At 50.5% G+C, this 23,792-nt stretch carries 23 protein-coding genes; 13 read left to right on the plus strand and 10 right to left on the minus strand.

Annotation, left to right across the window (positions count from 1 at the left end; translation table 11 throughout):
- Positions 1-101: 101 nt before the first annotated feature.
- Positions 102-917: a hypothetical protein gene (locus tag AB4Z29_RS30000; protein ID WP_441946582.1), complete on the minus strand. Its 816-nt coding sequence runs from the start codon at positions 915-917 to the stop codon at positions 102-104.
- Positions 918-944: 27 nt separating this feature from the next.
- Positions 945-2,960, minus strand: coding sequence for a M1 family metallopeptidase (locus AB4Z29_RS30005; RefSeq protein ID WP_441946583.1), 2,016 nt, complete (start codon positions 2,958-2,960; stop codon positions 945-947).
- Positions 2,961-3,065: 105 nt separating this feature from the next.
- Here AB4Z29_RS30005 and AB4Z29_RS30010 point away from each other — a divergent pair, with 105 nt between their 5' ends.
- From AB4Z29_RS30010 to AB4Z29_RS30030, 5 genes are all read left to right on the plus strand, one after another.
- Positions 3,066-3,590, plus strand: coding sequence for a YwhD family protein (locus tag AB4Z29_RS30010; protein ID WP_441946584.1), 525 nt, complete (start codon positions 3,066-3,068; stop codon positions 3,588-3,590).
- Positions 3,591-3,690: 100 nt separating this feature from the next.
- Positions 3,691-4,350 (plus strand): RNA polymerase sigma factor, encoded by a 660-nt coding sequence (locus AB4Z29_RS30015; RefSeq protein ID WP_441946585.1) that lies wholly within the window; start codon positions 3,691-3,693, stop codon positions 4,348-4,350.
- On the plus strand, positions 4,347-4,925 hold the full coding sequence (locus tag AB4Z29_RS30020) for a zf-HC2 domain-containing protein (RefSeq protein WP_441946586.1): 579 nt from the start codon (positions 4,347-4,349) through the stop codon (positions 4,923-4,925). Before AB4Z29_RS30015 ends, AB4Z29_RS30020 begins: the two co-directional genes overlap by 4 nt.
- 26 nt (positions 4,926-4,951) lie before the next feature.
- A complete protein-coding gene (locus AB4Z29_RS30025) occupies positions 4,952-6,124 on the plus strand; it encodes a hypothetical protein (protein WP_441946587.1) in 1,173 nt (390 codons plus the stop codon).
- Positions 6,121-6,813: a hypothetical protein gene (locus AB4Z29_RS30030; protein WP_441946588.1), complete on the plus strand. Its 693-nt coding sequence runs from the start codon at positions 6,121-6,123 to the stop codon at positions 6,811-6,813. Before AB4Z29_RS30025 ends, AB4Z29_RS30030 begins: the two co-directional genes overlap by 4 nt.
- 173 nt (positions 6,814-6,986) lie before the next feature.
- On the opposite strand, the gene AB4Z29_RS30035 is transcribed toward AB4Z29_RS30030, so the two are convergent.
- The 7 genes from AB4Z29_RS30035 to AB4Z29_RS30065 form a co-directional block, all read right to left on the minus strand.
- Positions 6,987-8,018: a GNAT family N-acetyltransferase gene (locus AB4Z29_RS30035; RefSeq protein ID WP_441946589.1), complete on the minus strand. Its 1,032-nt coding sequence runs from the start codon at positions 8,016-8,018 to the stop codon at positions 6,987-6,989.
- A gap of 172 nt (positions 8,019-8,190) precedes the next feature.
- Complete coding sequence (gene cyoD, locus AB4Z29_RS30040; protein ID WP_441946590.1) at positions 8,191-8,523, minus strand: cytochrome o ubiquinol oxidase subunit IV; 333 nt, start codon at positions 8,521-8,523, stop codon at positions 8,191-8,193.
- A 1-nt stretch (position 8,524) separates the two neighbouring features.
- Positions 8,525-9,154 carry a cytochrome o ubiquinol oxidase subunit III gene (cyoC, locus tag AB4Z29_RS30045; protein WP_441946591.1) on the minus strand — a complete coding sequence of 210 codons (630 nt, stop codon included), beginning with the start codon at positions 9,152-9,154 and terminating at the stop codon, positions 8,525-8,527.
- Complete coding sequence (locus tag AB4Z29_RS30050) at positions 9,154-11,124, minus strand: cbb3-type cytochrome c oxidase subunit I (protein ID WP_183571087.1); 1,971 nt, start codon at positions 11,122-11,124, stop codon at positions 9,154-9,156. The genes cyoC and AB4Z29_RS30050 overlap by 1 nt, the downstream gene beginning before the upstream one ends.
- A gap of 62 nt (positions 11,125-11,186) precedes the next feature.
- Positions 11,187-12,176, minus strand: a complete 990-nt coding sequence (gene cyoA / locus AB4Z29_RS30055; protein WP_441946613.1) for a ubiquinol oxidase subunit II — start codon at positions 12,174-12,176, stop codon at positions 11,187-11,189.
- Positions 12,177-12,517: 341 nt separating this feature from the next.
- The gene (locus AB4Z29_RS30060) at positions 12,518-12,799 is read right to left on the minus strand and encodes a hypothetical protein (protein WP_441946592.1); all 282 of its coding nucleotides are present in this window, start codon (positions 12,797-12,799) and stop codon (positions 12,518-12,520) included.
- A 183-nt stretch (positions 12,800-12,982) separates the two neighbouring features.
- Entirely contained in the window at positions 12,983-15,091 is a 2,109-nt protein-coding gene (locus AB4Z29_RS30065; protein ID WP_441946593.1) for a transglycosylase domain-containing protein, read from the minus strand.
- Positions 15,092-15,642: 551 nt separating this feature from the next.
- Here AB4Z29_RS30065 and speE point away from each other — a divergent pair.
- On the plus strand, positions 15,643-16,470 hold the full coding sequence (gene speE / locus AB4Z29_RS30070; protein ID WP_183571079.1) for a polyamine aminopropyltransferase: 828 nt from the start codon (positions 15,643-15,645) through the stop codon (positions 16,468-16,470).
- Between the two features lie 38 nt (positions 16,471-16,508).
- Complete coding sequence (gene speB, locus AB4Z29_RS30075) at positions 16,509-17,378, plus strand: agmatinase (RefSeq protein WP_076271583.1); 870 nt, start codon at positions 16,509-16,511, stop codon at positions 17,376-17,378.
- A gap of 93 nt (positions 17,379-17,471) precedes the next feature.
- Here the strand turns inward: speB and AB4Z29_RS30080 are convergent, their stop codons facing one another.
- Complete coding sequence (locus tag AB4Z29_RS30080; RefSeq protein ID WP_441946594.1) at positions 17,472-18,119, minus strand: GntR family transcriptional regulator; 648 nt, start codon at positions 18,117-18,119, stop codon at positions 17,472-17,474.
- 192 nt (positions 18,120-18,311) lie between these two features.
- Here AB4Z29_RS30080 and AB4Z29_RS30085 point away from each other — a divergent pair, with 192 nt between their 5' ends.
- From AB4Z29_RS30085 to AB4Z29_RS30110, 6 genes are all read left to right on the plus strand, one after another.
- Positions 18,312-19,274 carry a phosphate/phosphite/phosphonate ABC transporter substrate-binding protein gene (locus AB4Z29_RS30085; protein ID WP_441946595.1) on the plus strand — a complete coding sequence of 321 codons (963 nt, stop codon included), beginning with the start codon at positions 18,312-18,314 and terminating at the stop codon, positions 19,272-19,274.
- 32 nt (positions 19,275-19,306) lie between these two features.
- Positions 19,307-20,107: a phosphonate ABC transporter ATP-binding protein gene (gene phnC, locus AB4Z29_RS30090; RefSeq protein ID WP_441946596.1), complete on the plus strand. Its 801-nt coding sequence runs from the start codon at positions 19,307-19,309 to the stop codon at positions 20,105-20,107.
- Between the two features lie 2 nt (positions 20,108-20,109).
- Positions 20,110-20,901: a phosphonate ABC transporter, permease protein PhnE gene (gene phnE, locus AB4Z29_RS30095; RefSeq protein WP_441946597.1), complete on the plus strand. Its 792-nt coding sequence runs from the start codon at positions 20,110-20,112 to the stop codon at positions 20,899-20,901.
- On the plus strand, positions 20,901-21,740 hold the full coding sequence (gene phnE, locus AB4Z29_RS30100) for a phosphonate ABC transporter, permease protein PhnE (protein ID WP_441946598.1): 840 nt from the start codon (positions 20,901-20,903) through the stop codon (positions 21,738-21,740). Before phnE (AB4Z29_RS30095) ends, phnE (AB4Z29_RS30100) begins: the two co-directional genes overlap by 1 nt.
- 35 nt (positions 21,741-21,775) lie before the next feature.
- Positions 21,776-22,795 (plus strand): tyrosine-protein phosphatase, encoded by a 1,020-nt coding sequence (locus AB4Z29_RS30105; protein ID WP_441946599.1) that lies wholly within the window; start codon positions 21,776-21,778, stop codon positions 22,793-22,795.
- Between the two features lie 433 nt (positions 22,796-23,228).
- Positions 23,229-23,738 (plus strand): DNA-deoxyinosine glycosylase, encoded by a 510-nt coding sequence (locus tag AB4Z29_RS30110; protein ID WP_441946600.1) that lies wholly within the window; start codon positions 23,229-23,231, stop codon positions 23,736-23,738.
- Positions 23,739-23,792 lie beyond the last annotated feature (54 nt).

Raw genomic sequence — 23,792 nt, forward strand, 5'->3', positions numbered from 1 at the left:
TACACCTAATTATACAGAAATGACATCATTTAGTTGCGCTGCAATTTCAAATAAAAAGCCTTCATTTCCACTTTATTAGTGGAGAAGAAGGCTTGTTCCTGCTAAAGCTGTTTGGTTTGAAGGCAATCGTACTGAGCGGCTATCGTCCACACCTTCATAAGTGTGCGAATGAGGTGATAGCCCTGATGCAGAATGAGTGCGAACAGTCCAGCCCACAGCATGGATAAGCTTGTTACCACGAGCCCGGCAGCAGCGCCGATTCCCCACATGATGAGCGAGATAGCCGCATAGGAGAGGAAGTTGCGGAGTGCGCGCCACAGGGAACGGAATACGCCTTCTCCCGATGTGGCCCCGAACTGCATGGCGAGGAATATCAAATGCAGTACAGTGCCCCAGAGCAACCACAATGCTGCCCCAGGAAGCACAGTCTGCAGCAGCTCAGTCGTGGAGCCGCTCTCAAGGAGAGCGTCTAACGAGCGCGGCAGCACATACCAAGCAGGTGCAATGGAAAGTATAGCTTCTATCCAGTAAAGCAGGACGACCGGCTTCCACGTTTTTTTAATGCCCTCCAGGAAGCGCGTGCTGCCGTCTGAGCGTGCTTGATTAAACGAGTAGAAAAGCCCGGCATTGAATAGTGGGGTGAGCAGCATTCTTGCCGCCAAAAGGCCGCCGAGCATCCATACATAGGGGGAAATGACGTCGGTCTTGAACAGCTGGAACTGCGCCTCGGTCATGAAGACCTGAGCTGCCGTGTCGGACGGATAAGAGCCCGGATATCTTCGCAGCAAAGGCGACACGACCGAATCAATAAAACGGTAGAGGAAAAATCCCCACAGCAGCTGGTATAGAAATAATAAAATGACTAGGTAGAAATGCTTGACTGCCAGTTGCCAGCCTTGCTTCACATGTATCTTCATCGTTTATCGCTCCTTGAACGCAGTTACTTACCAGCTCAGCGACCCGAGCAGACCTTCAATCAGCTTGACCGTACCGAGGCTCCATCTCGTTCGCGTGTCTTCGGGCAGTTGGGCCTGCATATAGTTGTTGATGAGCTTGTTATCGAGCACGTTGCTGTATTTTGGGTCAACCATCGCCCATTCGAGCGGAGCGGAATGCAGGAGCTTATATTGCATATGCGATTCTTCCGCATGCCATAGCTTTGTGACCTCGGAGCCGTCTTTAAAGCGCATGAGAATTCTTATATCGCCATTAGTGCCTCCGTTCTTTTTGACAAGAACGATGGACTCGTACATGTTGGCGCCATCCTGCGTGACAGGACGAACATGAATGGATTCAATCGAGAAGTCTGCCATCTGATCGTCATATACGTATTGGCTGAAATAATCATGCCATTTGGTCTTGGTCACCTGTTCTACGATCCGCTGGAAATCGGAGGAAGTAGGGTGCTTGAATTTATACTTCTGGAAGTAGGTTCGCAAAATCTTCTGCATCGTTCGGGAGCCGACCTGATTCTCGATGCCGATAAGCACAAGCTTGGCACGCATATAGACGTTTTCGGCATATTGCGAATGGCTGCCGTACGCCCACGAAGGCTGCTTCAGTGGGGCGGGATCGGTCATGTAGCTGGCCTCCACACGCAGATTAGATTCTACGCCATACGCGGTCTCCATTACTTTATCCTCGGCGTAGGAAGTAAAGCCTTCATCCAGCCAGGCTTCTTCGAATTCATTGGAGGCGACCATTCCGTACCAATATTGATGGCCGATCTCGTGAACGACTGTACGTTCCAGATCGTAGCCTGGATTTTGTTTCTCCGCAGCAAAGGCTGTGACTAGCGTTGGATATTCCATTCCGCCGGCGCCGTTCGCTCCTTTAGGCGGTACGACAATCGACAGCGTGCTATAGGGATACTCGCCATACCATTTGGCGTAGCTCGAGAGAGCTGATTTGGCAGCATGCATGTAGCGGTCCTTTAAGGCGGCATGCGACGGGTCGAGATAGAGCTTTATGCGTACGCCAGGTATTCCTGTATCGGAGTAGGCCGTTTCTTCATAGACGAAGTCGGGCGAGGCCGACCATGCAAAGTCATGCACATCATCTGCATAAAACTGATAGACCTTCATTTGATCCTTGATCTCGATAGGCTTGGTTTGAAAGCCGGTAGCGGCCACGGTGTAAGCTTCCGGCACTTTAATTCTTACGCTGTAAATGCCGAAGTCGCTGTAAAATTCGGAGTTTCCGTGATACTGATGAACATTCCAGCCCTCGGCCGTTCGTCCGCGCGTTCCGGTCGGCTCATAGACCGCAATTTTGGGAAACCATTGCCCCGCCATCACAAAATCACCGGAATAGCCCATTCTTGCGAACACCTCTGGCAGCTTAACTTCATAGCCCATGCGAAGCGTAACCGATTTCCCCGGGTCTACGGGCTCTGGCAGCCGGATTTTGGCCAAGGTGAAGTCATTATCGTTGCCGTCATCAGGCTGAACGTATTGCAGGCGTGGCAGCAGGCTTTCGCCATCAAGCGTCTCCAGCGTAAGAAGCTTCATGTAGCCCTTGCTGTTCAGCGTTGCCTCATCCTGCCGCAGCTTGCCTCCCGATTCCTTCATGAATGTGGATTGATCGGACTGGAAGGCATTCGGGTATAGATGGAAGTAGAGCTCGGACACCGCTTTTTTCCCAGGGTTGTTCCAAGTGACCGTTTGGTCCCCGTTCAATCCTTTGGCATCATCAACTAAATGCACGCTAATATGGTACTCAACAACACGATTGCTGAGCTCCTGCGGCTTTGGCGTCATGACGGTGTTTGGTTCCTGCACGGTTGGCGGCTTGGCCGATTTCGGCGCAGGAGCAGGTGCTTGCTTGGCTTTGGCGGCGGGGGCAAAAGCATAAGTATATTGGGATTGCCAAGCATTCCCGAAGCCGTAGTGCACCGATAAGCCGAGCATGACGACTGCGAGTATTACGAGTAAAATTCGTTTGAAATAGCGTGGAGTCATTGAACGTTTCCCTCCCGTTGACAAGCATCTACAGCATGTATATGTTTGCTTTTCGATGATTATTAGCTAAAATGGAATTATTGTATGGGGAAGGTGTGAATACGCATGACGGAAGAACAAGGACAGCCGGCTCAGCCGGAAAAAAAGGAAAAGAAATCACTGTCGCTCAACGTAGTGAGCAGCAAACAACATAAAGGCTTTGGTGCAGGGACGATCGATCTAAGCGCCGTATCCTGTATCATTATCGATGACGGAGTCGCTTATATTGATGTCGGTGCGATGCATGCCAAAAGCAAGGTGGAGCGCGGCATCAAATTCACGCCAAACAAAGAGGATACGCCAAACGGACGCCAGTGCTGGATCGTTTGGGTTGCCGTTGACCGCAACGAGGAAGGATCCTACTACGCCGGCGCAACGGCATGCGAAATGCTGATTGATTCCGAGGCGCGCCGGGGTTGGAAGATTCTGGCTGACCACGTGAATAAGCTGGATCATTCCATTAAACGCCGCTACAACCTGACTGAGCTTGGCGAGGTAGAGAGAGCGGCGCTGCGCAAGCTTCTGGTCGAGCACAACCAAGAGTGGTGGGACCGCTCGCCCGAAGAGCTTAAGCAGACGCTTGGCGGGTAGTGATTCGCAGCTGTGCAAGAAGCAAAGAGCGCTTGCGGCAATAAAGGATAAAAACCTCATCGTTCGCAGGAGCATGCCTTGCGAATGATGAGGTTTTTGCGTGATTGGATACATTTGCGCAAGGGTTGAAATTATTTTTGACGGCAGTGCAGGGGAAGAAGGACTGGCTGGCGTCTATTGGATTGGGAAGGAGGGGAGCGACATTCAAGATGAAGATTGGATCAAGGCGGTGCAGAAGGGCGGGCCCGAACATTATGGCCCTTTTGTGCAAGCATATGGTCCTTATATATATAGAACAGTCTTCGCAGTGCTTCATTCTCCGCATGATGCGGAGGACGTTACGCAGGAAGTGCTGCTGCAAATCTATCGCTCCCTTCCGGATTGCCGATTAGATGGATTGAAAACATGGATAACGCGCATTGCCGTTAACCGATCGATTGATTTCAAACGAAGCAGGGCACGAAGGCCGGAAGAGCTTGGGGACAGCGACACCCTATCGGAGAAGCAGCAAGAGGATAACGCGGTCATGCCCGCTGCCGAGGTGGTTGCAATGGAACAAGCGGATCGGAAGCATATCCGAGACCGGGTAGACGAGATGCCGAATAATTATCGCGAGGTCGTCATGGCTTATTATATGGAAGATAAGTCGTACGAGCAGATAGCCGCTGAAACCGGACTGGAGCTTAAGAGCGTTGAATCAAGGCTGTACCGGGCTAGAAGCTGGATGAGGCGCCACTGGCGGAAGGAGGATTTCGAATGAGAAATGAGCATATCGCGCAAGATCAAATGATTCTGTATGTGAAGGACATGTTGACGGGTGTAGAGCGGTCAGAGGCTGAGCAGCATTTGGCCGGCTGCGATTTGTGCTTGAAGCTTTTGATGGATGCCATTGCATGGTCTGAGGAAGAGGAGCTTTCAGCCTCATTCGCCGAGGATAGCGTTTCTCGCTTAATCCTTCCTGACATGGCTTTGCTCGAGCAGCGTGTGGTAGGACAGCTAATGGAAGAGCTTCGGCAGGAAGAAGCCGTTCCTTCTAAGCAGGATTCATCCGAAGCCAAGCTGGAGAAGGCGCCGCGCCTACGCACCTGGCTGCAGCATCCCGTCACACACTATACGATTGCGGCCTCCATTACGCTGCTGCTTCTAATAAGCGGAACTTTCGCCTCCTTCTCTCAGAAGCTGGTTCAACATGATCTGAATGAGAATCGTCAACAGATCGTGGAACCGAAGCCGGAAGCTGGCGACAATAAATATTCGGAATCATGGTCGGATCGAATCGTTGATCAAACCGGGTCATGGTTGGACAGCTTGAAGGCGACCCGTTTCAAACCATAAACCATAATAGAAAGGAATGATACAGCATGAACAAAAGCCCATTATTGGCATTTTTACTCGCATTTCTGCCTGGTGTCGGGCATGGATATATCAATCGTCCCGTACGCGCAGTGCTGTACGGTGGTGGATTTTTTGGCTCACTTGGTCTGATGCTGCTTATTGCGATTACCGGCGCTAGCATGGACGACGGGTTTATGTTTTTCTTGGTTTTCGTGGCGCTCCTCACATGGATCGTGAACATGATGGATATGCTGTTTACGCTGCTAGTTGGCAAAGGCGTATCGCCGCAGGCGGTTCAGCATCCTTTCGAACACCCTGCCGATCACTTCGGTCCAGGATTCGTACCGCTTGCGCTTGAGCAGCAAAGAGAGAGAACGAGAACGATCCTGTTCTCCTTCGTACCTGGACTGGGCCATATGAATATGGGCCTTATGCAGCGCGGCATTACGATACTTATTTCCTTTATCGGATGGTTTGCGATCATCGTATTTCTGAGTGCGATTATTCATAGAGGAGAGCTGCTTGTATTTCTGCTTGCTTTGCCCGTGATTTGGATCTACAGCATGTTCGATGCGATAAGCCAGCTGAATGCCAAGCATCGCGGCGAGCTTCTTATGGATCGGGCTATCTTCGAGGATATGGAATCGTATATCGCTTCTGGACGCAAGAGCAAGGTGCTGGCGATTGCACTATCTATTTTCCCAGGAGCGGGACATCTTTATTTGGGTCTGCAAAAACGAGGGCTGCAGCTAATGGGCGGTTTTCTACTGACCATTTTCATTATGGACAATCTGCGACTGTCGCTGTTCTTCTTCCTGCTCCCGCTGTTCTGGTGTTATGCGTTCTTTGATGCTCTGCAGCAGGCTTCTCATTACGAGCGGGAGGAGCTTACGGACGAGCCAGTCCTTACGCAGCTGGTTCCTTATCAAAGATGGTTTGGGATCGGGCTGCTCGGATTCGGTGTTTATTACTTAATGGACCGTGTCGCTGCCGAGGTTACATCTCATTTCTCGAGTCAGCTGTACAATCAATATATGCAGGTGAAATACATGGTTCCGACTGCTGTCGTTGCTTTTATAATGATTATTGTAGGTTTGCGCCTTGCCTTCGGCAATCGAGCATCCACTGATATATTCAGAGGAAAGCCGCCTGAGCTGCCAAAGTCGCATATTCCAAGGCGTGAGGAGGAGTCGCATTGAACTCGATAATCCCGCCGCATGCAGCTCAAGCAGCCGTTCATGAGCCGGTAAATGTCCGAACATGGCGCGTAGGCTCCCTATCCATGGGTGTAACGTTGATCCTCATCGGTACGGCGCTCGCCGTATCGCTGTGGCAGGACATGGAGGCATTCGAGGTGCTTATGTGGGTGGCTCCGGTTGTATTTATTATGCTCGGAGCTGAGCTGCTGCTTTATTTGAAGTTTTCGAATAGCAATCGTACGGTCGTTCGCTACGATTGGATGAGTGTGTTTTTTGTTGGTGCAATCGGAACGGTGAGCTTAGGGCTTGCCCTTCTCATGTCCACGGGACTATTCGATGAGCTGCAAAGAGGACTGAATATGACGCAGCGTACGGCATTCATCGAGACCAAAACGGTAAAGGTGCCTGCGGATATCAATAAGATCGTCGTGCAAGCATGGGATGGGATTGAATTTGACCAGACGGCTGCTCGGGAGCTGCAGCTCATTGGCCAAGTTCGCTATCGCTCTTCGGAGAAGCTGGAGCGGCTGGACAGCAAAATCATGCAAACCGATATCGTTGGCACAACCATGTATGTTATGGTCGGTGCGGTCGATCGGCGTGATGGCGGGCTCATCTCTGATTCGGTTGATACTAGGCTGACTTTGATTGTGCCGAAGGGCGTTGAGGTAGTGGAGAAAGGGCGTTAATGCTGGCTCAAATAGCGAGTAAAAGACCTTGGGGAATTCTCATTCTCTCCAAGGTCTTTTTGCTTTATCGGTCACTGAGAAAATGGCCATGGCCTGCAACTCTCATTCGTGTAGGTGTGTGGAACTGTACGTTTTAGGGTTGGTTACTACACGCTCTTTTGTAGAATTGGTCATTATACACTCTTATGAAGCGGGCTTTGTTGATCCAGACTCGCTATTACGGTCTCAAGAGGAGCGAGGATTCGGTAAGAGCCGCGCAGAGGTACGTAGCCTAGCTTGCGATTAATGGAGAGGATGGGCGCATTCAACGAATCGTTATCGGTTCGAATGTAGGAAGCCCCATGCTCGTGGGCAAGCTCAATCGCTTTTATCTTCAAGGCCAGAGCGACTTTTCTGCCTCTATATTCGCGGCTCACGCCCGTATATTCGTGATACATGCCGTTCGTTTGAAGATTATGCAGCACGTTGGTTACGCCGACAAATGTATTGCCGTCTGCTGCTATTATTACCCGTTCGGGAGCGTAGCCGTCGACTCGCAGGTACCATTTGAGCCATTCTTCATAGGCAGGCACCTCGCCTATAAATCCTGGAATATCAACTAACGATTCCTTATACAGCGCATAAAGCTTATGCTCGCTTTCCTCGCCCGGCTCGTCGGCAAGGGTGAGAAAGCGCAGATCGGGCTGTTCTGGCTTAAGAGCGGCGTAACGGCTTTCTTCGGAATCGAGCTGAAGCAGCGATTGGAAGGCATGGCGTTCAATCGCAAAGCCGCGTTTGGTCGCGAATTGTCTAGCCTCCGCATTGTCGTCCCACACCTCTGCGAGCAGCGCGGCTGCACCGAGCTTCAATGCCCATTGTGTGATATGGCGCAGCAGCAAGCCGCCTATACCGCGATTGCGGTAAGCTTCATCTACAATGAGGGTGTTGCACAGGTAGCCGGGCTCTGTCCATGGCGCCCGCCAAGACCATGCAAAACCTACGATTTCTCCGTGCTCGTTAACGGCTGCTTGGCGCTCTCGGTCGTACCCGCCAAGCAGTCCAGTCTCGTCCATCCACGTGTGTCCTACTTCATATAACTTCTGATCGTCTTCTAGAAGGCGCTGCGCGGTGGTCGGCTCCGACCACACTTGATTCAGTAACTGGGCTAGCTGCTCGTAGTCACCCGGCAGCTGCAAAGGGCGAAGAATAATGGCTATCTGGATCACCTCATGATTTTAGTTAATTCGTGTATAGGGAGATTGTGGCATATTTATTGCGGAAGATGCTAGGGAGAGTTTGGTTATAGCCATTATAGAACAGTGGGAGGCCTTGTAATGAACGAAAAAGACCGTACCAGTCGCAATGACTTCGGTACGGTCTTATTAAGCTCAGTTGGCGTTAGCCAACGGCATTGTAGGTCATAATCCAAATGGAGCCGACTACGATCGTGAGCAGAATCACGAGACCAAAAATGAGCGCCATTAGGTTAAAGCGAGGCTTCTCTTCATCGCGGATATGCATGAAGAAGATAAGCTGAACGGCGAACTGCAGAATGGCCATGATGAGAATGAGCACGGTAGTCGCTGTTTTGCCGAGCATGTCATTCATGACGACGACGAGCGGGATTATCGTCAGAATGATGGAGAACAGGAAGCCGATGACATAGGACTTCATTGAGCCGCCATGAGACTCGTGCTGCGCATCATGACCATGTGAGTTATGGTTCGACATCCTACATCACCCCCATCAAATAAACGATAGTGAATACGAAAATCCAAACGACGTCCAAGAAATGCCAGTACAAGCTGATGATGCCGACCTTGCGCTTCGTAACGGGAGTAATTCCCCGGCGGCTAAGCTGAAGCATAAGCGCAATCATCCACACAAGGCCGACCGAAACGTGAAGTCCGTGCGTGCCAACTAGAACAAAAAATGCGGACCAGTAAGCACTGGTGCCGATATTCGCGCCCTCGTGCACCAAATGGATGAACTCGTTAACCTCAAGAAAAATAAAGGAAGCACCGAGCAAGGCGGTGATAGCAAGCCACAAGATTAGCCCGCGCTTATTGCCTTTGTTCATTTCAAGCACCGCAATTCCGCTCGTGAAGCTGCTTGTTAGCAGGATGAAGGTCGAGATAATAATCCCGTTCATCTCAAGCAGCTCTGCGCCTGTCGGGCCTCCGTCTGTATTGAGACGGAGGACGACGAAGGTGGCGAATAAGGTACCGAATAGAATAACGTCTGTTATGAGAAACAGCCAGAAGCCAAACATTTTCATCGATTCTTGATCGTGATGCTCCTCATGGTGACCGTCGCCGTGTCCGCCATGTGCTCCTGCCGGGTTGGATACTGCATGTGCCATTATTTTGTCCCCCTTAATGCGGCTTCCGTACGTTCAATCTCATCCACCGGAATATAATAATCGGTATCATAGGAGAACGAACGGGCGAGCATGCATATGGCTACGCCGATCAGGCCTGGTATGGCCATCCACAGCCAATCCCATACGAAGCCGAAGCCGGCCGTAAACCAGCAGAGCGACATGATGAACGGGATGCCGGAGTTTTTCGGCATATGGATCGGCTCAAGCGGTGCCAATGGCTTGGCAGGCTGGCCGTTCGCAATGCGCTGCTTCTCTTCCCACCACTCGTCTTGGCTTGTAACCTGCGGCAAGCGGGCGAAGTTATAGAGCGGCGCAGGTGACGGAATAGACCATTCAAGCGTGCGGCCATCCCATGCGTCACCGTCTTTTTCTTTTTTGAAGAATCGAATGCTATGGGCAATCTGCCACACTTGGAAAATAAATGCGATACCCATCAAGAATGCGCCGACAGTGGAAACGACGTTAAGCGGCTGCCAGCCCATATCAAAGTCATAGGCGTTGAAGCGGCGCGTCATTCCCATTAGACCAAGTGCGTACTGCGGCATGAAGCAGACGTAGAAGCCGATGTTCCAGAACCAGAAAGCCCATTTGCCAAGGCCTTCATGAAGGCGGAAACCGAACATTTTTGGCCACCAGTAGTAAAGGCCTGCGAAGTATCCGAACACGACGCCGCCGATCAGTACCTGATGGAAATGCGCAATTAAGAAATAGCTGTTATGAAACTGGAAATCTGCTGGCGCCACGGATAACAGCACGCCGGTCATACCGCCCACGACAAAGCACGGTATGAAGGCAATCGTCCACATCATTGGCGTCGTGAATGTAATTCGGCCGCGGTACATCGTGAACAGCCAGTTGAATATTTTGACCCCGGTAGGGATGGCAATGAGCATCGTCGTCAAAGCGAAAAACGCATTAACGTTGGCCCCGGAGCCCATGGTGAAGAAGTGATGCGCCCAAGTAAAGAAGGAGAAGAAGCTGATGGACATAAGGGCGAATACCATTGATTTGTAGCCGAACAATTTTTTCTTAGAGAAAGCCGATACGATCTCGGAGAATATACCGAACGCTGGCAGAATAACAATATATACCTCGGGATGTCCCCACATCCAGATGAGGTTGATGTACATCATCGGATTGCCGCCGCCGTCGAGCGTGAAGAAATGCGCGCCAAGATAGCGGTCAATGAATAGCAGGAATAAGGTTACGGTCAAGATCGGGAAGGCGAACATGATCGTAATACAAGATGACAGTACGGACCATACGAACATTGGCATCTGCATAAGCTTCATGCCTGGTGCGCGCATTTTTAGAATCGTGACGACAAAGTTAATACCGGTTGCCAAGGAGCCGATACCCGAGATTTGGATACCCCAGATATAGAAATCCTGACCGAGACCTGGACTGCCCGAAAGCTCTGACAGCGGCGGGTAAGCCAGCCAGCCTGCATCCGGCGATCCGCCGATAATGAATGATACGTTGAACAGCATGGCTCCGAAGAAGAACATCCAGAAGCTTAAGGAGTTCAGGAACGGAAAGGCAACGTCGCGTGCCCCGATCTGGAGCGGAACGACGATATTGAACAAACCGAACATCAGTGGCATCGCCATGAACAAAATCATGATAACGCCGTGCGTGGTGAATATCTGATTGTAATGCTCAGGCTGCAGGAACTCCACCTCTGGGGCGGCAAGCTGAACCCGCATGAGCAGTGCATCCACGCCGCCGCGGAACAGCATAAGGATGGATGCGATGATATACATAATGCCGATTTTCTTATGATCGACGCTGGTCAACCATTCGGTCCAGAGCCAGCGCCATTTTTTGAAGAACGTAAGCACGAATATGATCGCGACGAGCGACAAGCCGATGGACACTTGAGCCCCTAGAATAAGCGGATCGCCAGTGACGAAAAATTCGGATGCGAATTCTTTAATTTTGTCTAACATGAGGGGTCCTCCTAAAAGTTTGTGGAACAAACTCGCTTCTTAAGCATTCGCTTGTTAGCGGGTTAATGGCCCGCATGAGTATTTGAATCCGTATTACTGGCATGGTGGTCATGGGACTCAGTCGTATCCGCTGGAGCGGCCTCTGTATCTGTCGTGCCGGAGGCTTCTGTCTCGCTGCTGCCATGATGCTGGTGAGCTCCGCCGCCGCCGTTTACATATTGCATGACTACTTTTTGGAACAAGCCTTCAGGGAAACTGGAGAATAGCTGCACTTCAGATGTGCTTGGCTCCGTCAATTTCTCAAAGCCTTCCATAGTAAGGGCAGGAGAAGTTGCTTTCACCTCATTGACCCAAGCTTTATAGTCTTCCTCGGAAGTGGCGTCGACTTTAAACGTCATTTTCGCGAAATCCTTGCCCGTAAAGTTTGCGCCTGAACCGTAATAGCTGCCTTGCTCATCCGCTTGCAGGAAGAGCGTCATCGCCATGCCAGACATGGAATAAATTTGGCCGCCAAGCTGTGGTACCCAGAAGGAGTTCATTGCCGTATCGGAGGTAAGCTGGAACTTAATCGGCACGTCTTCCGGTATTTTAATATAATTGATGGTCGCGATATCCTCCTCCGGATATTTGAACAACCATTTCCAATCCAGTGATGTTACTTGAATCGTAATCGGTGCCTTGGCCGATTCAATCGGTTTGGAAGGCTCGAGCGCGTACGTGTATTTAACGGTAACGATCGCAAGAATGAGAATCGCTACAATCGGAATACTCCACCAAGTAATCTCAAGCTTCGTGCTGTGTTCCCAGTTCGGCTTATAGGAAGCCTTGCTGCCGGGCTTATCGCGATAGCGCCAGACGATAACAGCTGTCAGGATGAGTACGGGCACAATAATGACCGCGCATAATATGGTTGAGAAATAAATTAAATCTTTTTGAGACTCGCCGATTGGCCCCTTGGGATCGAGCACAATAAACTGCTCGCCGCAGCCGGAAAGCAATACGGCCATTAGCATAATAAATACGGGTGTCAGCACACGAAGAAACGGTCTCATCATCAGTTCAACTCCTCAAAATTACTGCTTACGACTACAATAACAGATCTTCAAGCGAATAACTGCGGGGTTAACAATTACGTCAATAATTCGTCTTTATTCTGTAATACAAAGTTCACGGCTTAGACAACTGTTAAAATGAAGGCATTCAAATCCAAGTATCCTCATACCTATCATTACCCAAAAGGCCGTGATTTGTCTCATGCCGGACATAAAAGTTGAGGATTAGGAAAGTCATGGAGAAGCCTGTCCTTTCCTTACATACAAATAGACAGCTCCGCTTGGCATTAGCCGAGCGGAGCTGTCTATTTAATGAAGTAATTTTGAACTGAAGCTTGATGTCACTCCATGTCCGAATGATTCGTTGATTGTTCTTGGTTTAGGCGAGCATGAACGAGTCCAATCGCTGTACCAATTACATAAATATGAACGCTGCCGATTAGGAACCCGATGCCGACCATGAGCCCAACATTTCGATCGCTGAAATGGCTTAGATTAACGAGGCTAAGCAGAACGCCAACGGCTAGAACGACCCATGCAATGGCGGTCATTGCCTTGACAAGACGCTTGACATCTGATTTTGAATGTTGAACTTGGCTAATAGTTGCTGTTTTTGTTGTCATATTGAACACTCCCGGTCAATTGTAAGTGTTTTCTTATGTTTACTATACCACAACACTATGCTTTTGTTCAAAGAAAATTCACTTTTTGATCATAAATCGGACAAAAATGTGCAAAGGTCACGGCTGGCAGCATGATCGGCAGTAGGCAGAAGCCTTACATTTGCCCAAAAGGCTTCTGCTCCATTAGTCTGTCCACCACCGCTTCAGATCAGTCCACCAGGAATGTCCTCCGGCTCCTTTGCTGCCGTCTTTGGTACCATCGTTACCGCTCTCGTTTGCTGAGGCGGGCTTGCCGCAAACCTCGGTAGGCTCCGTACCGATTAAAAAGCTCTCCAGCCGCTTATCCGGACAATCGCCGATCGCAAGCTTGCCGCTGGCGGGCTCGATGAATAGATTAACGACACCGTCAGGGATTGGAAAGATCTTCGGCGGCACGCTGGCTAGCGTCTGCTCCGTAAATTTGGCGAAGATCGGAGCTGCGCGGTATGCCTCGGCAACAGTAAGCTTGCGGTCTTTGTCGTAACCGACCCATACGGCCGTGGCAAGCTCAGGCGTATAACCGACTAGCCACGCATCCGTAGACGTTGTGCCTGTCTTGCCTGCGACTGGGCGCTTAATAATAGAAGATACACGATGCGCGGTACCTCCTTCATCAAACACACTCTCGAGCAAGCTGGTCATCACATAGGCCTCGGCAGGCGTGATAGCTTGCTCGGTCTCAGATTTCGCTTCATATAATACCTGACCTTTACGATCCTCGATGCGAATAATCGCAGTAGGCTCAATCCGCAGGCCGCCGCTGGCAAATGTCCCAAAGGCTGAGGCCATCTCGAAGGGACTGACAGGGAATGTGCCTAATGCAAGGGATGGCACGGGCTGCATGGGGCTGTCAATGCCGAGCTTTCTCGCCGTTTCAATAACCTTGTCAGCGCCTACGGTCATGATCGTATTGACGGCATAAATGTTGTCTGAGCTTGCCATCGCCTTGCGCATATCAATGAGCTCATTGACATATTTATCGCCGTAGTTGCGGGGTTCATAGGTTTTGCGGCCTTCATCGTAAGTAAAGATCGTCGGCTCGCTTTTATATTTAGTAATTGGCGACATATAACCGCTTTGCAGCGCAGTGAGATATAGAAAAGGCTTAAAGGAAGAGCCCGGCTGTCTTGTTTTGGCGAATACGCGGTTATATTGGTTCTGCTTGTAGTCTCTGCCGCCAACCATTGCTTTAATGTACCCATTCCGCGGATCGATAGCGATAAGAGCAGCCTGCTGCTCGGAGCTCTCGGGAATACCTTCGGCGATAACCTCCTCGGCGGTTGACTGTGCTTCGGGATCCAGTGTCGTATAGATCGTAATGCCGCCTTCGTTCAGCAGCTGCTCATTGATCCCAAGCTTGTCGACGGCAATATATCGGATGTAATCGCGGAAATACGGTGCGAACCCTTCATGGGAGCCCGTTCCAAGCGGCTGAAAAGCTAAAACCTCGGCATAAGCGGCATCCGCTTGCTCGGATGTAATGGATCCGCCCTCGAGCATCGCTTGCAGAATGGTCAGCTGGCGATCTTTGGCGTTTTTCATATTCAAATAAGGAGAATAATATTTGGGCCCTTTCGGAATCCCGGCCAGCATAGCGCTTTCCGCCAGCGATAGCTCGGAGGCATGCTTGTTGAAGTACATCATGGACGCTGCTTCAATGCCATAGGAGCCGTGTCCGTAATAAATTTGATTCAAGTACATGCCAAGAATCTCATCCTTGGAGTAGCTCATTTCGAGCTGAACCGTATACATGGCCTCTTTCATTTTGCGCTGCCAGGTTCTCTCATGCGTTAAATACAGGTTGCGTGCAAGCTGCTGGGTGAGCGTGCTTGCGCCTTGCCGTTTAGAGAGGCTTTGCACGTTGACGACAACCGCACGCGCCATGCCCTTCATATCGAAACCCCGATGCTCATAGAAACGCTTATCCTCAATGGCGAGCGTCGCGTCGAGGAGATAGTGGTTAATGTCCGAGAGCTGAACGGAGCGCCGGTTTTCACCCGCATGAAAAGTATCAATGACGTTGCCTTGCAAATCAACTATTTGTGAGGTTTGGCTAATGGCAGTTACCGGAAGCGATTGTGTACGAAGGTAGATCAGCGTGCCAGCCATAAGGAGGAAAAGCAGGCAGACTGCGGCAATCGACCATCGAAGCCATTTTCTCATGTGCAGGATTTGGGGAAGGAACTTCTCGGATAGCATGGGAAAAGCAGGCCGACGCCATGTCTTGCGCTGCCGTTTGGATGATTTGGTCATGGAGCGGACTCCCTTCAATGCAATGCTTCGCTTTTCCTTAGTATGGAAAAAGGGGAAGCTCCCTATTCATACGCCGCGCGTATTCGTGCAAATATTTGTTAGATGATGTTGGCAAATAGGAGTGTTGAAAGAGAAACTTAATGGTTTGCACTTAGCTAATTCACAACCCGATCCGTGTAACAAGGAGGGACAGGGGCGACGCGGTTGAAGAGAGGACCATGCCAAGATCTTCACAAAATAGTTCAAGGTAGATTGCAGCAGCGGGTACACGTCAGTTGAGGCTTTGCTGAAGCTTACGCGGGACCGATTCGCCGAGCTCTTCATATGAAGCTTCGCTAACCGAACAGCTGCAAACGGCCAACGTTCAAATCTAACATTTTTTGCATAGAGGCAGTACTTTCAAAGACAGGTATAGCGCAATCGAGAATCGAACAACCATTGAAACGTTCGGAAAACCTTAATAAAAAGCGTGCCAAGGAATACTTGTAGTGAATGAATAATTTGCATATAATACAGGTTGAACGATTGAAGGAAAGAAGGGATTTTACGACATGGAATTGTGGTATACGGAAAAACAAACAGATAGCTTCGGCATTACGGCGAAGATTACGAAAACTTATGTAAATGAACAAACGGATTTTCAACAGCTGGATATGATCGAAACGGAAGAGTTCGGAACGATGCTCGTGCTTGACGGCATGGTTATGACTACAGTTAAGGATGAGTTCGTATACCACGAGATGGTTGCGCATCCTGTTCTTTTCACGCACCCGAACCCGGAGAACGTGCTAGTAGTAGGCGGCGGCGATGGCGGCGTCATTCGTGAAGTAATGAAGCACCCGAAGGTGAAGAAGGCTGTTCTGGTCGACATCGACGGTAAAGTAATCGAGTACTCCAAAAAATACTTGCCATCCATCGCTGGCGAGCTCGACAACCCGCGCGTTGAAGTGCTTGTGAACGACGGCTTTATGCATATTCATGATCATAAAAATACGTATGACGTCATCATGGTTGATTCCACAGAGCCAGTTGGCCCTGCTGCCAACCTGTTTACGAAAGGCTTCTACCAAGGCATCTACGAATCCTTGAAGGAAGACGGCATTTTCGTTGCGCAAACGGACAACCCTTGGTTCAAGGCTGACCTGATCCAAAGCGTAAACAAAGACGTGAAGGAAGTATTCCCGATCGTTCGCGTATACGGCGCTAATATTCCAACCTACCCGAGCGGCCTTTGGACGTTCACAATGGGCAGCAAGAAATATGATCCGACAGCTGTTGACGAGACAGCCATTCCGGAAATCGATACCAAATACTACACGCCGCGCCTTCACAAAGCAGCTTTCGTGCTGCCGAAATTCGTTGAAGACCTGATTAAGTAACCAGCGGCTACGCTATACGAAAGAGAGGACAAGCCCTCATGAAATTGGATCAAAAATATTCCGGCAATGTCTTCATTCTGAGCTCGGACAACTATGAAGCCTCCAAAGCGGTCATCTATGGCATGCCGATGGATTTCACGGTCAGCTTCCGCCCAGGCTCCCGATTCGGGCCTCCGCGCATTCGCGAAGTGTCCATCGGACTTGAAGAGTACAGCCCTTACCTAGACCGCAGCCTGGAGGATATTGAATATTTCGACGCTGGCGATCTGCTGCTTCCGTTCGGCAACGCAGCACGCAGCCTTGAAATTATCGGTGAATTCGTACGCGGCGTCTTGGACGATGGCAAAATCCCCGTTGGACTCGGCGGCGAGCACCTCGTTTCATGGCCGATTTTCCAAGAGGTGTACAAGAAATACCCTGATCTGGCGATCATCCATTTCGACGCACACGCGGATCTGCGCGAATCGTACGAAGGCGAGCCATTATCGCACTCTACGCCGCTTCGCAAAGCAGCTGGCCTAATGGGCGGTCAGAACATTTACCAATTCGGTATCCGTTCAGGCTCCCGCGAGGAATGGCAATATGCGCGCGAGAACATTAATTTCCATCCATTCGAGGTTTTGGAGCCTTTGAAAAAGGTGCTTCCTGAGCTTGAAGGCCGTCCTGTTTACCTGACCATCGATATCGATGTGCTTGATCCTTCTGCAGCGCCTGGTACAGGTACGGCAGAAGCAGGCGGCATTACGTCGAAAGAGCTGATCGAATCAGTCCATGCGATCGCCCGTTCCGGCGTGAACATTGTCGGATTCGACCTCGTTGAGGTAGCGCCTGCCTATGATCCGACGGAGCAAACGCAGATCGTAGCGGCTAAGGTTATCCGCGAGATGCTGCTTGGCTTTTTGAAATAGTCGTTCGCTATACACCATATATTCGAAAAAGGCTTCGCCGCCAGCGGTAAACATTCCGCATGGAGGCGAAGCCTTTGTGTGTTGATGCAGTCGTTAGAAACGTCCGTTGTCGAACATGCGGCTGCGCGCGTATACATAAGCACCCTTCGCCATAAGCTTGGCTTCTTCATCGTCCCCAGCTTTCAAGGCGTCATAAATCGATTTGTTCAGCTTGTTGGCCGAATAATGCTTAATATGAGGGGTTAATTTGTAATTGATATAAGAGGCCATAGCCAATTTATCGACGTACATGTCCATAATTGCAATCATCGCGTGGTTGTTGATAGAGGATACGATGATGCGATTAAACATAAAGTTGTTTTGGATATACGTGAAATAATCATCTTCTTGCTCCGCTTTGAATTGATGCTCCAAGCAATCCTCCAGCTTCGCCATGTCTATGCTGCTGTTTCTTTCCGTCTTAACGTCTATGGCGTAGACGAGCAAGGACATCATCGCTTCATACATATCAAGCATTTCTTTGCCGCTGATTTCCTTTACCAGCACGCCGCGGTTTTTGAGCGAGACGACGAAGCCCTCCGATTCCAAATGGGTAATGGCGTTCCGGATGGGCGTGCGGCTCATCTGCAGTTCCTCTGCCAGTTCGTTTTCCGATAATAGCGTTCCTGGCATCAGGCTTCCGCCTACGATTCTCTGACGCAGTGTCGTGTATGCCGTATTCATGAGCGATTGCGATGTCATGGCGTTGCTTCCTTTCACGTTCATAATTGCTTTTCATTTGGTTAACCCCATCTTAACAGTCCTGCTTTCCCCTCCGCAATATGAATTCGAATTTAACAATATCTCAAAACTGCGCGAACATTGCATTGACATTCAACTTGTATTCTAGTTGTGTACCAGATGAATGTTTAATAGAAAATAGGAGGCTATACGGTGCTAAAGAAAACAGGTGTACACATGGCTCTTGTGATAACAGCGTTAATGTTGGTGCTTGCAGGGTGCGGGCAGAAATCGAACGACACGGATAACGGCAGCGTAAGTGCGGATGGGAAAACGAACGCGGAAGAAGCGTCAGCCTCGACTAAATGGCCGGAAGTGCTGCGAATTGGAAGTCTTCCCATGGAGGATGGTGAATCCTCCCGAAACGCTGATCAATTTGCCAAGGATCTTGGCGAGTATCTTGGCATCAAGGTGGAGACGTTCGAGGGCGAGGACTACAATATGATGATTGAAGCGATGCGCTCCAAAAAAATAGATGTTACGACGTTTGGCCCCTTCGGTTACATCATTGCGGTTGAGAGAAGCGGTGCCAAGCTGCTCGCCGCGATGAACAACGGTCCCGGTACCGAAGGCACCAGCGTAATCGTCGTGCCGAAGGATTCCCCGGCCCAAACGGTTGAAGATTTGAAGGGCAAGAGCTTCTTGTTCGCTGATCCGGCTTCTACGACCGGACATTTGTATCCGCGTGCGACATTAATGAAGAAGCTGGGCATCACCAAAGACGAGATCGAAACCTACTTCAGCAGCGTATCGTTCTCTGGCGGTCATGACAAATCGCTCCTTGCCATTGCGAATGGCGATGCCGATGGGGCAGCCACATGCAGCCAGTGTATCAAAATGATTGCGGATGCTGGTTTGATTAAAGAAGAAGACGTACGCGTTATTGCGGAATCTGACCCGATTGCGGGTGGCGGAGCGTTATCCTACCGCGATGGCTTGCCGGAGGATCTTGTTGAGAAAATGCGCGAGTTCGCGCTTGGCTACAGCAAGGAGCATCAGGAGTATTTCAAAGCGATGGGAGCAGCCGGCTTCTTCCCTGCGGAGGATTCGGAATTCGATGGCGTTCGCGAGGTAGCGAAGCTGCTTGAGATGTCGCCAGAGGAAATGCTGAAATAGAGATCGAGCGAGGATGAAGGAGGATAAGTGACATGGCATTGCTTCAGGTTGAGAACTTGAAAAAGGTGTACGCCGACGGTACGGCTGCGTTAAGCGGTATAGATATGCAGGTGGAAGCAGGCGAATTCATCGTCGTGATTGGACCGAGCGGAGCGGGTAAGAGTACGCTGCTCAGATGCTTGAACCAGATGGTACAGCCGTCCTCGGGCAAGGTGCTGTTCCAAGGAACAGATACAATCGGAGCGGGCAATCGCAGTTTGCAGCGCATACGCCGGGAAATGGGCATGATTTTCCAAGGATTTAACTTGGTTGAGCGTGTGTCCGTTCTCACCAATGTCCTACATGGCAGGCTCGGCTATATGAGCAGCTGGCGGGGGGCGCTCGGCATGTACGCCAAGTCGGATGTGCGGGAGGCGACTCGACTTTTGGAGCGAGTAGGTCTAGGCGAACAAGTGCATAAGCGAGCTGACGAGCTTAGCGGCGGACAGCAGCAGCGGGTCGGGATCGCTAGAGCGCTCGCGCAGAAGCCGAAGCTGATTTTGGCAGATGAACCGATAGCAAGCCTGGACCCAGCGTCGTCGGATATCGTCATGAACAGCTTGTATACCTTTTGCAAGGAGGACGGCATTGCCTGCGTGTGCAATCTTCATCAGGTCGATATGGCCAAAAAATACGCGACTCGCATTATAGGCATCTACAAAGGAACAAAGGTGTTTGACGGCACGCCGGAGCAACTGACCGACGATATGATTGATCTTATATATAACCAGAATAAGAAAGCTAACATAGCGCATGAGGAACCTATTAATAGGCAGCAGAAGGAGACGGCATAAGCATGAACGCAGAGCAGCTTCGGATGGTAAAGCGCAGCAAGCGGAATCAACTCATCGTCATAGCCCTGTTCTTGGCTGCGCTGACCGTTTGGTCTGCGGTTGGCACGGACTTCACACCAGGCGCGCTCTGGGGCGGCATTGGCGATGGCGCAACATTTTTGTTCGTCGATTTAATGCCGCCCGAAGCAGCTTCATTCCCTGGATTGATCGAGCCGGCACTTGATACGATCTATATGAGCTTCGTAGCCATGGTCATTGGCGCAGTCGTAGCGGGTTTTCTGTCGATTTTTGCCGCAGCGACGACGTCGCCGCATCCTATTCTGCAAATCGGGCTCCGTGCTTCCTCGGCTTTGTTTCGCAATATCCCGGTTATTATTTGGACGATTCTGCTCGTTGCTTCCTTTGGCCTCGGCAAGCTAGTCGGTACATTATCGCTCATTATTGTGTCAATTGGGATGCTGGTGCGCTGTTTTGCGGAGTCGTTGGAGGAAATTGATATGGGACAGGTAGAAGCGCTGCGGGCAACGGGCGCCAGCTATGCGCAGGTCATGACACAAGCGGTGCTTCCGCAGTTTCTGCCAAGCTTTGTTGGCTGGTCGCTTTATAATCTTGAAATTAACGTTAGGGCGTCCACGATTGTGGGCATGGTAGGCGGTGGCGGATTAGGCTTTACGATTCAGTCGGGGCTGAAGCTGTTCCAATACAAAGAAGTAAGCATGGCCGTGCTTCTTGTTCTGGCCATTGTACTCGTGACGGAATTTATGACGAATCGGATTAGGGAGCGGATTATTTAATGGCTACTGTGATACGGCCGGATGAATTATCCAAGCAGGAGGCAAGGCCGGCGCGAAGTGTGCGGATTCAATCAAAAAGGAATCGGACGCTCAAGCTGTACGGTATATTCGCTGCATTGTTTTTTGTCTTCAGCCTGGTTCAGCTGCAGCTCGATTACAGCCGCTTGCTGCCGGGAATCGGGAAGTTCGCGAAGACAGTAGGTCTTATGTTCCCTCCTGATGCCTCGCAGTGGAAGCATGTGCTGCTGGCTGCCGTGGAGTCGATTCAGGTTGCGATACTAGGCACCGTTATTGGTATTGTCATTGCTTTCTTTCTCGCCTTTCTGGCAGCCGACAACATCGCGCCTAACAAAATGGTTAGCTGGCTGATTCGCAGCTTTGCTTCTCTGCTTAGGGCCATTCCGACGCTAATATGGGCGCTGATTTTTATCGTTGCGGTTGGCATGGGGCCGCTGCCCGGAGTGCTTGCGATTATGGTGCATGCGGTCGGCGGGTTGATCAAGGTGTTCGCCCAGTCGCTTGAGGAAGTAGATGAAGGGGTTATCGAGGCCATGCGTGCTACAGGGGCAAGCTGGCTGCAAATCGTGCTGCAAGGGGTGCTGCCTTGTGCCTTGTCGGCACTGCTTGCATGGTGCGTCATGCGTTTTGAGGGGGATCTTGCTGAATCGACGATATTAGGCGCGGTTGGCGCGGGCGGTATCGGATTTGAGCTGACGCATGCGATGCGAAGCTATCATTTTGACCAGGCGTTATTCGTAGGCCTTGTTATTTTCCTGATGGTGTTCAGCGTGGAGATTGTGTCTAACCGACTTAAATTAAAAATGAGAAAGCGTGCCTAACGCGGCATGTTCTCAAAGACAGGGAGAGAGCAAGGATGAATCTTCAACAGACGGAAATCAACGCTCAGTCGATCGAATTAAAAATGGTGCGTATCGGACAAAATCAAATTCAAGTTTCATGGCATCCGCCGGTCAAACTGGAGAAGGTTGCTATTTACAGAAGCGCAGCTCCTACATTTAATGAAGCAGAGTCGCATCTCATCGCGGTCGTAACGCAGGGGAGCCAGTGGACGTTCCAGGATCCAAAGCCGAACGCGAGAGGCTATTATTATGTCAAGTTCAGCGAGAGCATGATCATAGCCGTTGCGGATCGCGTGTTGCCGCTGGAGGGTGCTCTGAACTTCCGTGATATGGGCGGATACGTAACAGAGGATGGAAGAAGAGTGAAATGGGGCGCGCTGTTCCGCTCGGCTGACTTGTCGCGCTTGTCGCAAAGCGACTTGCCTTATCTGCAGGAGCTGGGCATTCAATGGATTTGTGATTTGCGCACGGCCGCAGAGGTCGCGCTTAGCCCGAGCCCGCAAATTGGTTCGGAACGGAATGATAATTTGTCCTTCATGCCGACTGCCAATCCGGATCTGATGGCAGCAATGAATGACATAACGGAATCGATGCTGGTTGATATGAACCGCCATATGGTGAGCAACACAGAGATTACGGCTATTATTCTGCAAAAGCTGATCGAGGGCGGCGGGGCTCCAGCCTTATTCCACTGCGCGGCAGGCAAGGACAGAACGGGCTTTGTGTCTGCTGTCATCCTGCAAGCGATAGGCGTTCCGCGCAGCACGGTTCTGAATGACTATGCAATGACGAATATGTTCGCCGATCGCTTCAAAGAGCAAATGCAGGGCGCTAGCCAAGCTCATTCGTCGATGATAAGCAGGCTCTCGCCTGAAGTAGCGCAAGCGCTCATGGAAGCAAGGCCGGCGTATCTGCAGGCATCCTTTGATGAAATCGACGCGCGCTATGGCGGTTTCGAGCAATACTGGGAGCAGGGGCTGGGTCTCACCCCGGCAGATCGGGAGAAGCTTCAATATATGTACCTCACCTCATAAAGGCGATAAAGATCATAACCGCCGGCAGCAGCCGAGCGGTTTTTTGCATTGCCCTGATTCGTTCGACAAGATTCGCCATTCACTTTCGAAATCATCGAATGAGCATTCTGCTTGTTCGCACGGCGGATGAGCTTAAAGCTTAAAGAGCAGCTGAAGTCGACGTGCTATAATTATCTGAAGAACACAAGCTAATATATGAGATTCGAATCACGACAGCTTCAGCCTAACCGTAGCGTCCGTTGATCCAATGCGGCTGTCGCAAAAGGCGAAATGCCGGAGGAGGACAGCCTCTTTGATATTTTCTGATACGGCTCGCCGGTCTGATCTGGCGTTTATAAGATTAAGGAAAGATTCCAATGTGTACACTAAACAGGGATTTAATGAACTTCTATTGCATGAATCTTAGTAAGAACGAACATAAAGGAGAATCATTATGCGCATATATTCGTTTCCCCCCGTTATTGATGAACGTGCGCGCGTGCTTATCTTAGGGACGGCACCAAGCGTGAAATCACTTGAGCACCAGCAGTTTTACGGGCATCCTCAAAACTTTATGTGGCGGATTATATATCGATTGTTCAATGATTCGGATATGGACCCCGTGTATGAAAACCGCCTTGCTTTTCTAAAAGAGCATCGTTTAGCGCTTTGGGACGTCATTGAGTCCTGCGAGCGTGAAGGCAGCTTGGACGTGAATATACGCGCGGAAGTGCCGCAGAAATTGCCGGAGCTTGTTGCTGATTATCCGGAGCTGCGCTGTTTTGCTTTTAACGGAGCGAAGGCATATGACACCTTTCATAAGTTTTATCGGGGGCATGAGAGCTTTAAGCAAATCACGCTGCTGAAGCTTCCTTCTTCCAGTCCGATTCCTACACCAAAAATGCGAACGCTGGAGGATCGCGTAGGCGCATGGAGCGCCATCGTGCCATATGCGACAAACTAACCGCGTTCTATCGTTGAAATTAGGAGTCTACCTGTATATAGTAGTTACATAAGA

Origin of the sequence: Paenibacillus sp. 2TAB23, from assembly GCF_052115165.1 — a bacterium.
Classification (GTDB): Bacteria; Bacillota; Bacilli; order Paenibacillales; family Paenibacillaceae; genus Pristimantibacillus.

Excerpts from the sequence above, each read along its gene's own strand:
- AB4Z29_RS30010 (WP_441946584.1), top strand. The coding sequence starts at position 3,066 with ATGACGGAAGAACAAGGACAGCCGGCTCAGCCGGAAAAAAAGGAAAAG.
- AB4Z29_RS30025 (WP_441946587.1), top strand. The coding sequence starts at position 4,952 with ATGAACAAAAGCCCATTATTGGCATTTTTACTCGCATTTCTGCCTGGT.
- AB4Z29_RS30060 (WP_441946592.1), bottom strand. The coding sequence starts at position 12,799 with ATGACAACAAAAACAGCAACTATTAGCCAAGTTCAACATTCAAAATCA.
- speB (WP_076271583.1), top strand. The coding sequence starts at position 16,509 with ATGAAATTGGATCAAAAATATTCCGGCAATGTCTTCATTCTGAGCTCG.
- phnE (WP_441946597.1), top strand. The coding sequence starts at position 20,110 with ATGAACGCAGAGCAGCTTCGGATGGTAAAGCGCAGCAAGCGGAATCAA.
- AB4Z29_RS30000 (WP_441946582.1), bottom strand. The coding sequence starts at position 917 with ATGAAGATACATGTGAAGCAAGGCTGGCAACTGGCAGTCAAGCATTTC.
- phnE (WP_441946598.1), top strand. The coding sequence starts at position 20,901 with ATGGCTACTGTGATACGGCCGGATGAATTATCCAAGCAGGAGGCAAGG.
- speE (WP_183571079.1), top strand. The coding sequence starts at position 15,643 with ATGGAATTGTGGTATACGGAAAAACAAACAGATAGCTTCGGCATTACG.
- AB4Z29_RS30020 (WP_441946586.1), top strand. The coding sequence starts at position 4,347 with ATGAGAAATGAGCATATCGCGCAAGATCAAATGATTCTGTATGTGAAG.
- AB4Z29_RS30050 (WP_183571087.1), bottom strand. The coding sequence starts at position 11,124 with ATGTTAGACAAAATTAAAGAATTCGCATCCGAATTTTTCGTCACTGGC.
- AB4Z29_RS30065 (WP_441946593.1), bottom strand. The coding sequence starts at position 15,091 with ATGACCAAATCATCCAAACGGCAGCGCAAGACATGGCGTCGGCCTGCT.
- AB4Z29_RS30005 (WP_441946583.1), bottom strand. The coding sequence starts at position 2,960 with ATGACTCCACGCTATTTCAAACGAATTTTACTCGTAATACTCGCAGTC.
- cyoA (WP_441946613.1), bottom strand. The coding sequence starts at position 12,176 with ATGAGACCGTTTCTTCGTGTGCTGACACCCGTATTTATTATGCTAATG.
- cyoD (WP_441946590.1), bottom strand. The coding sequence starts at position 8,523 with ATGTCGAACCATAACTCACATGGTCATGATGCGCAGCACGAGTCTCAT.
- AB4Z29_RS30105 (WP_441946599.1), top strand. The coding sequence starts at position 21,776 with ATGAATCTTCAACAGACGGAAATCAACGCTCAGTCGATCGAATTAAAA.
- phnC (WP_441946596.1), top strand. The coding sequence starts at position 19,307 with ATGGCATTGCTTCAGGTTGAGAACTTGAAAAAGGTGTACGCCGACGGT.
- AB4Z29_RS30080 (WP_441946594.1), bottom strand. The coding sequence starts at position 18,119 with ATGACATCGCAATCGCTCATGAATACGGCATACACGACACTGCGTCAG.
- AB4Z29_RS30110 (WP_441946600.1), top strand. The coding sequence starts at position 23,229 with ATGCGCATATATTCGTTTCCCCCCGTTATTGATGAACGTGCGCGCGTG.
- cyoC (WP_441946591.1), bottom strand. The coding sequence starts at position 9,154 with ATGGCACATGCAGTATCCAACCCGGCAGGAGCACATGGCGGACACGGC.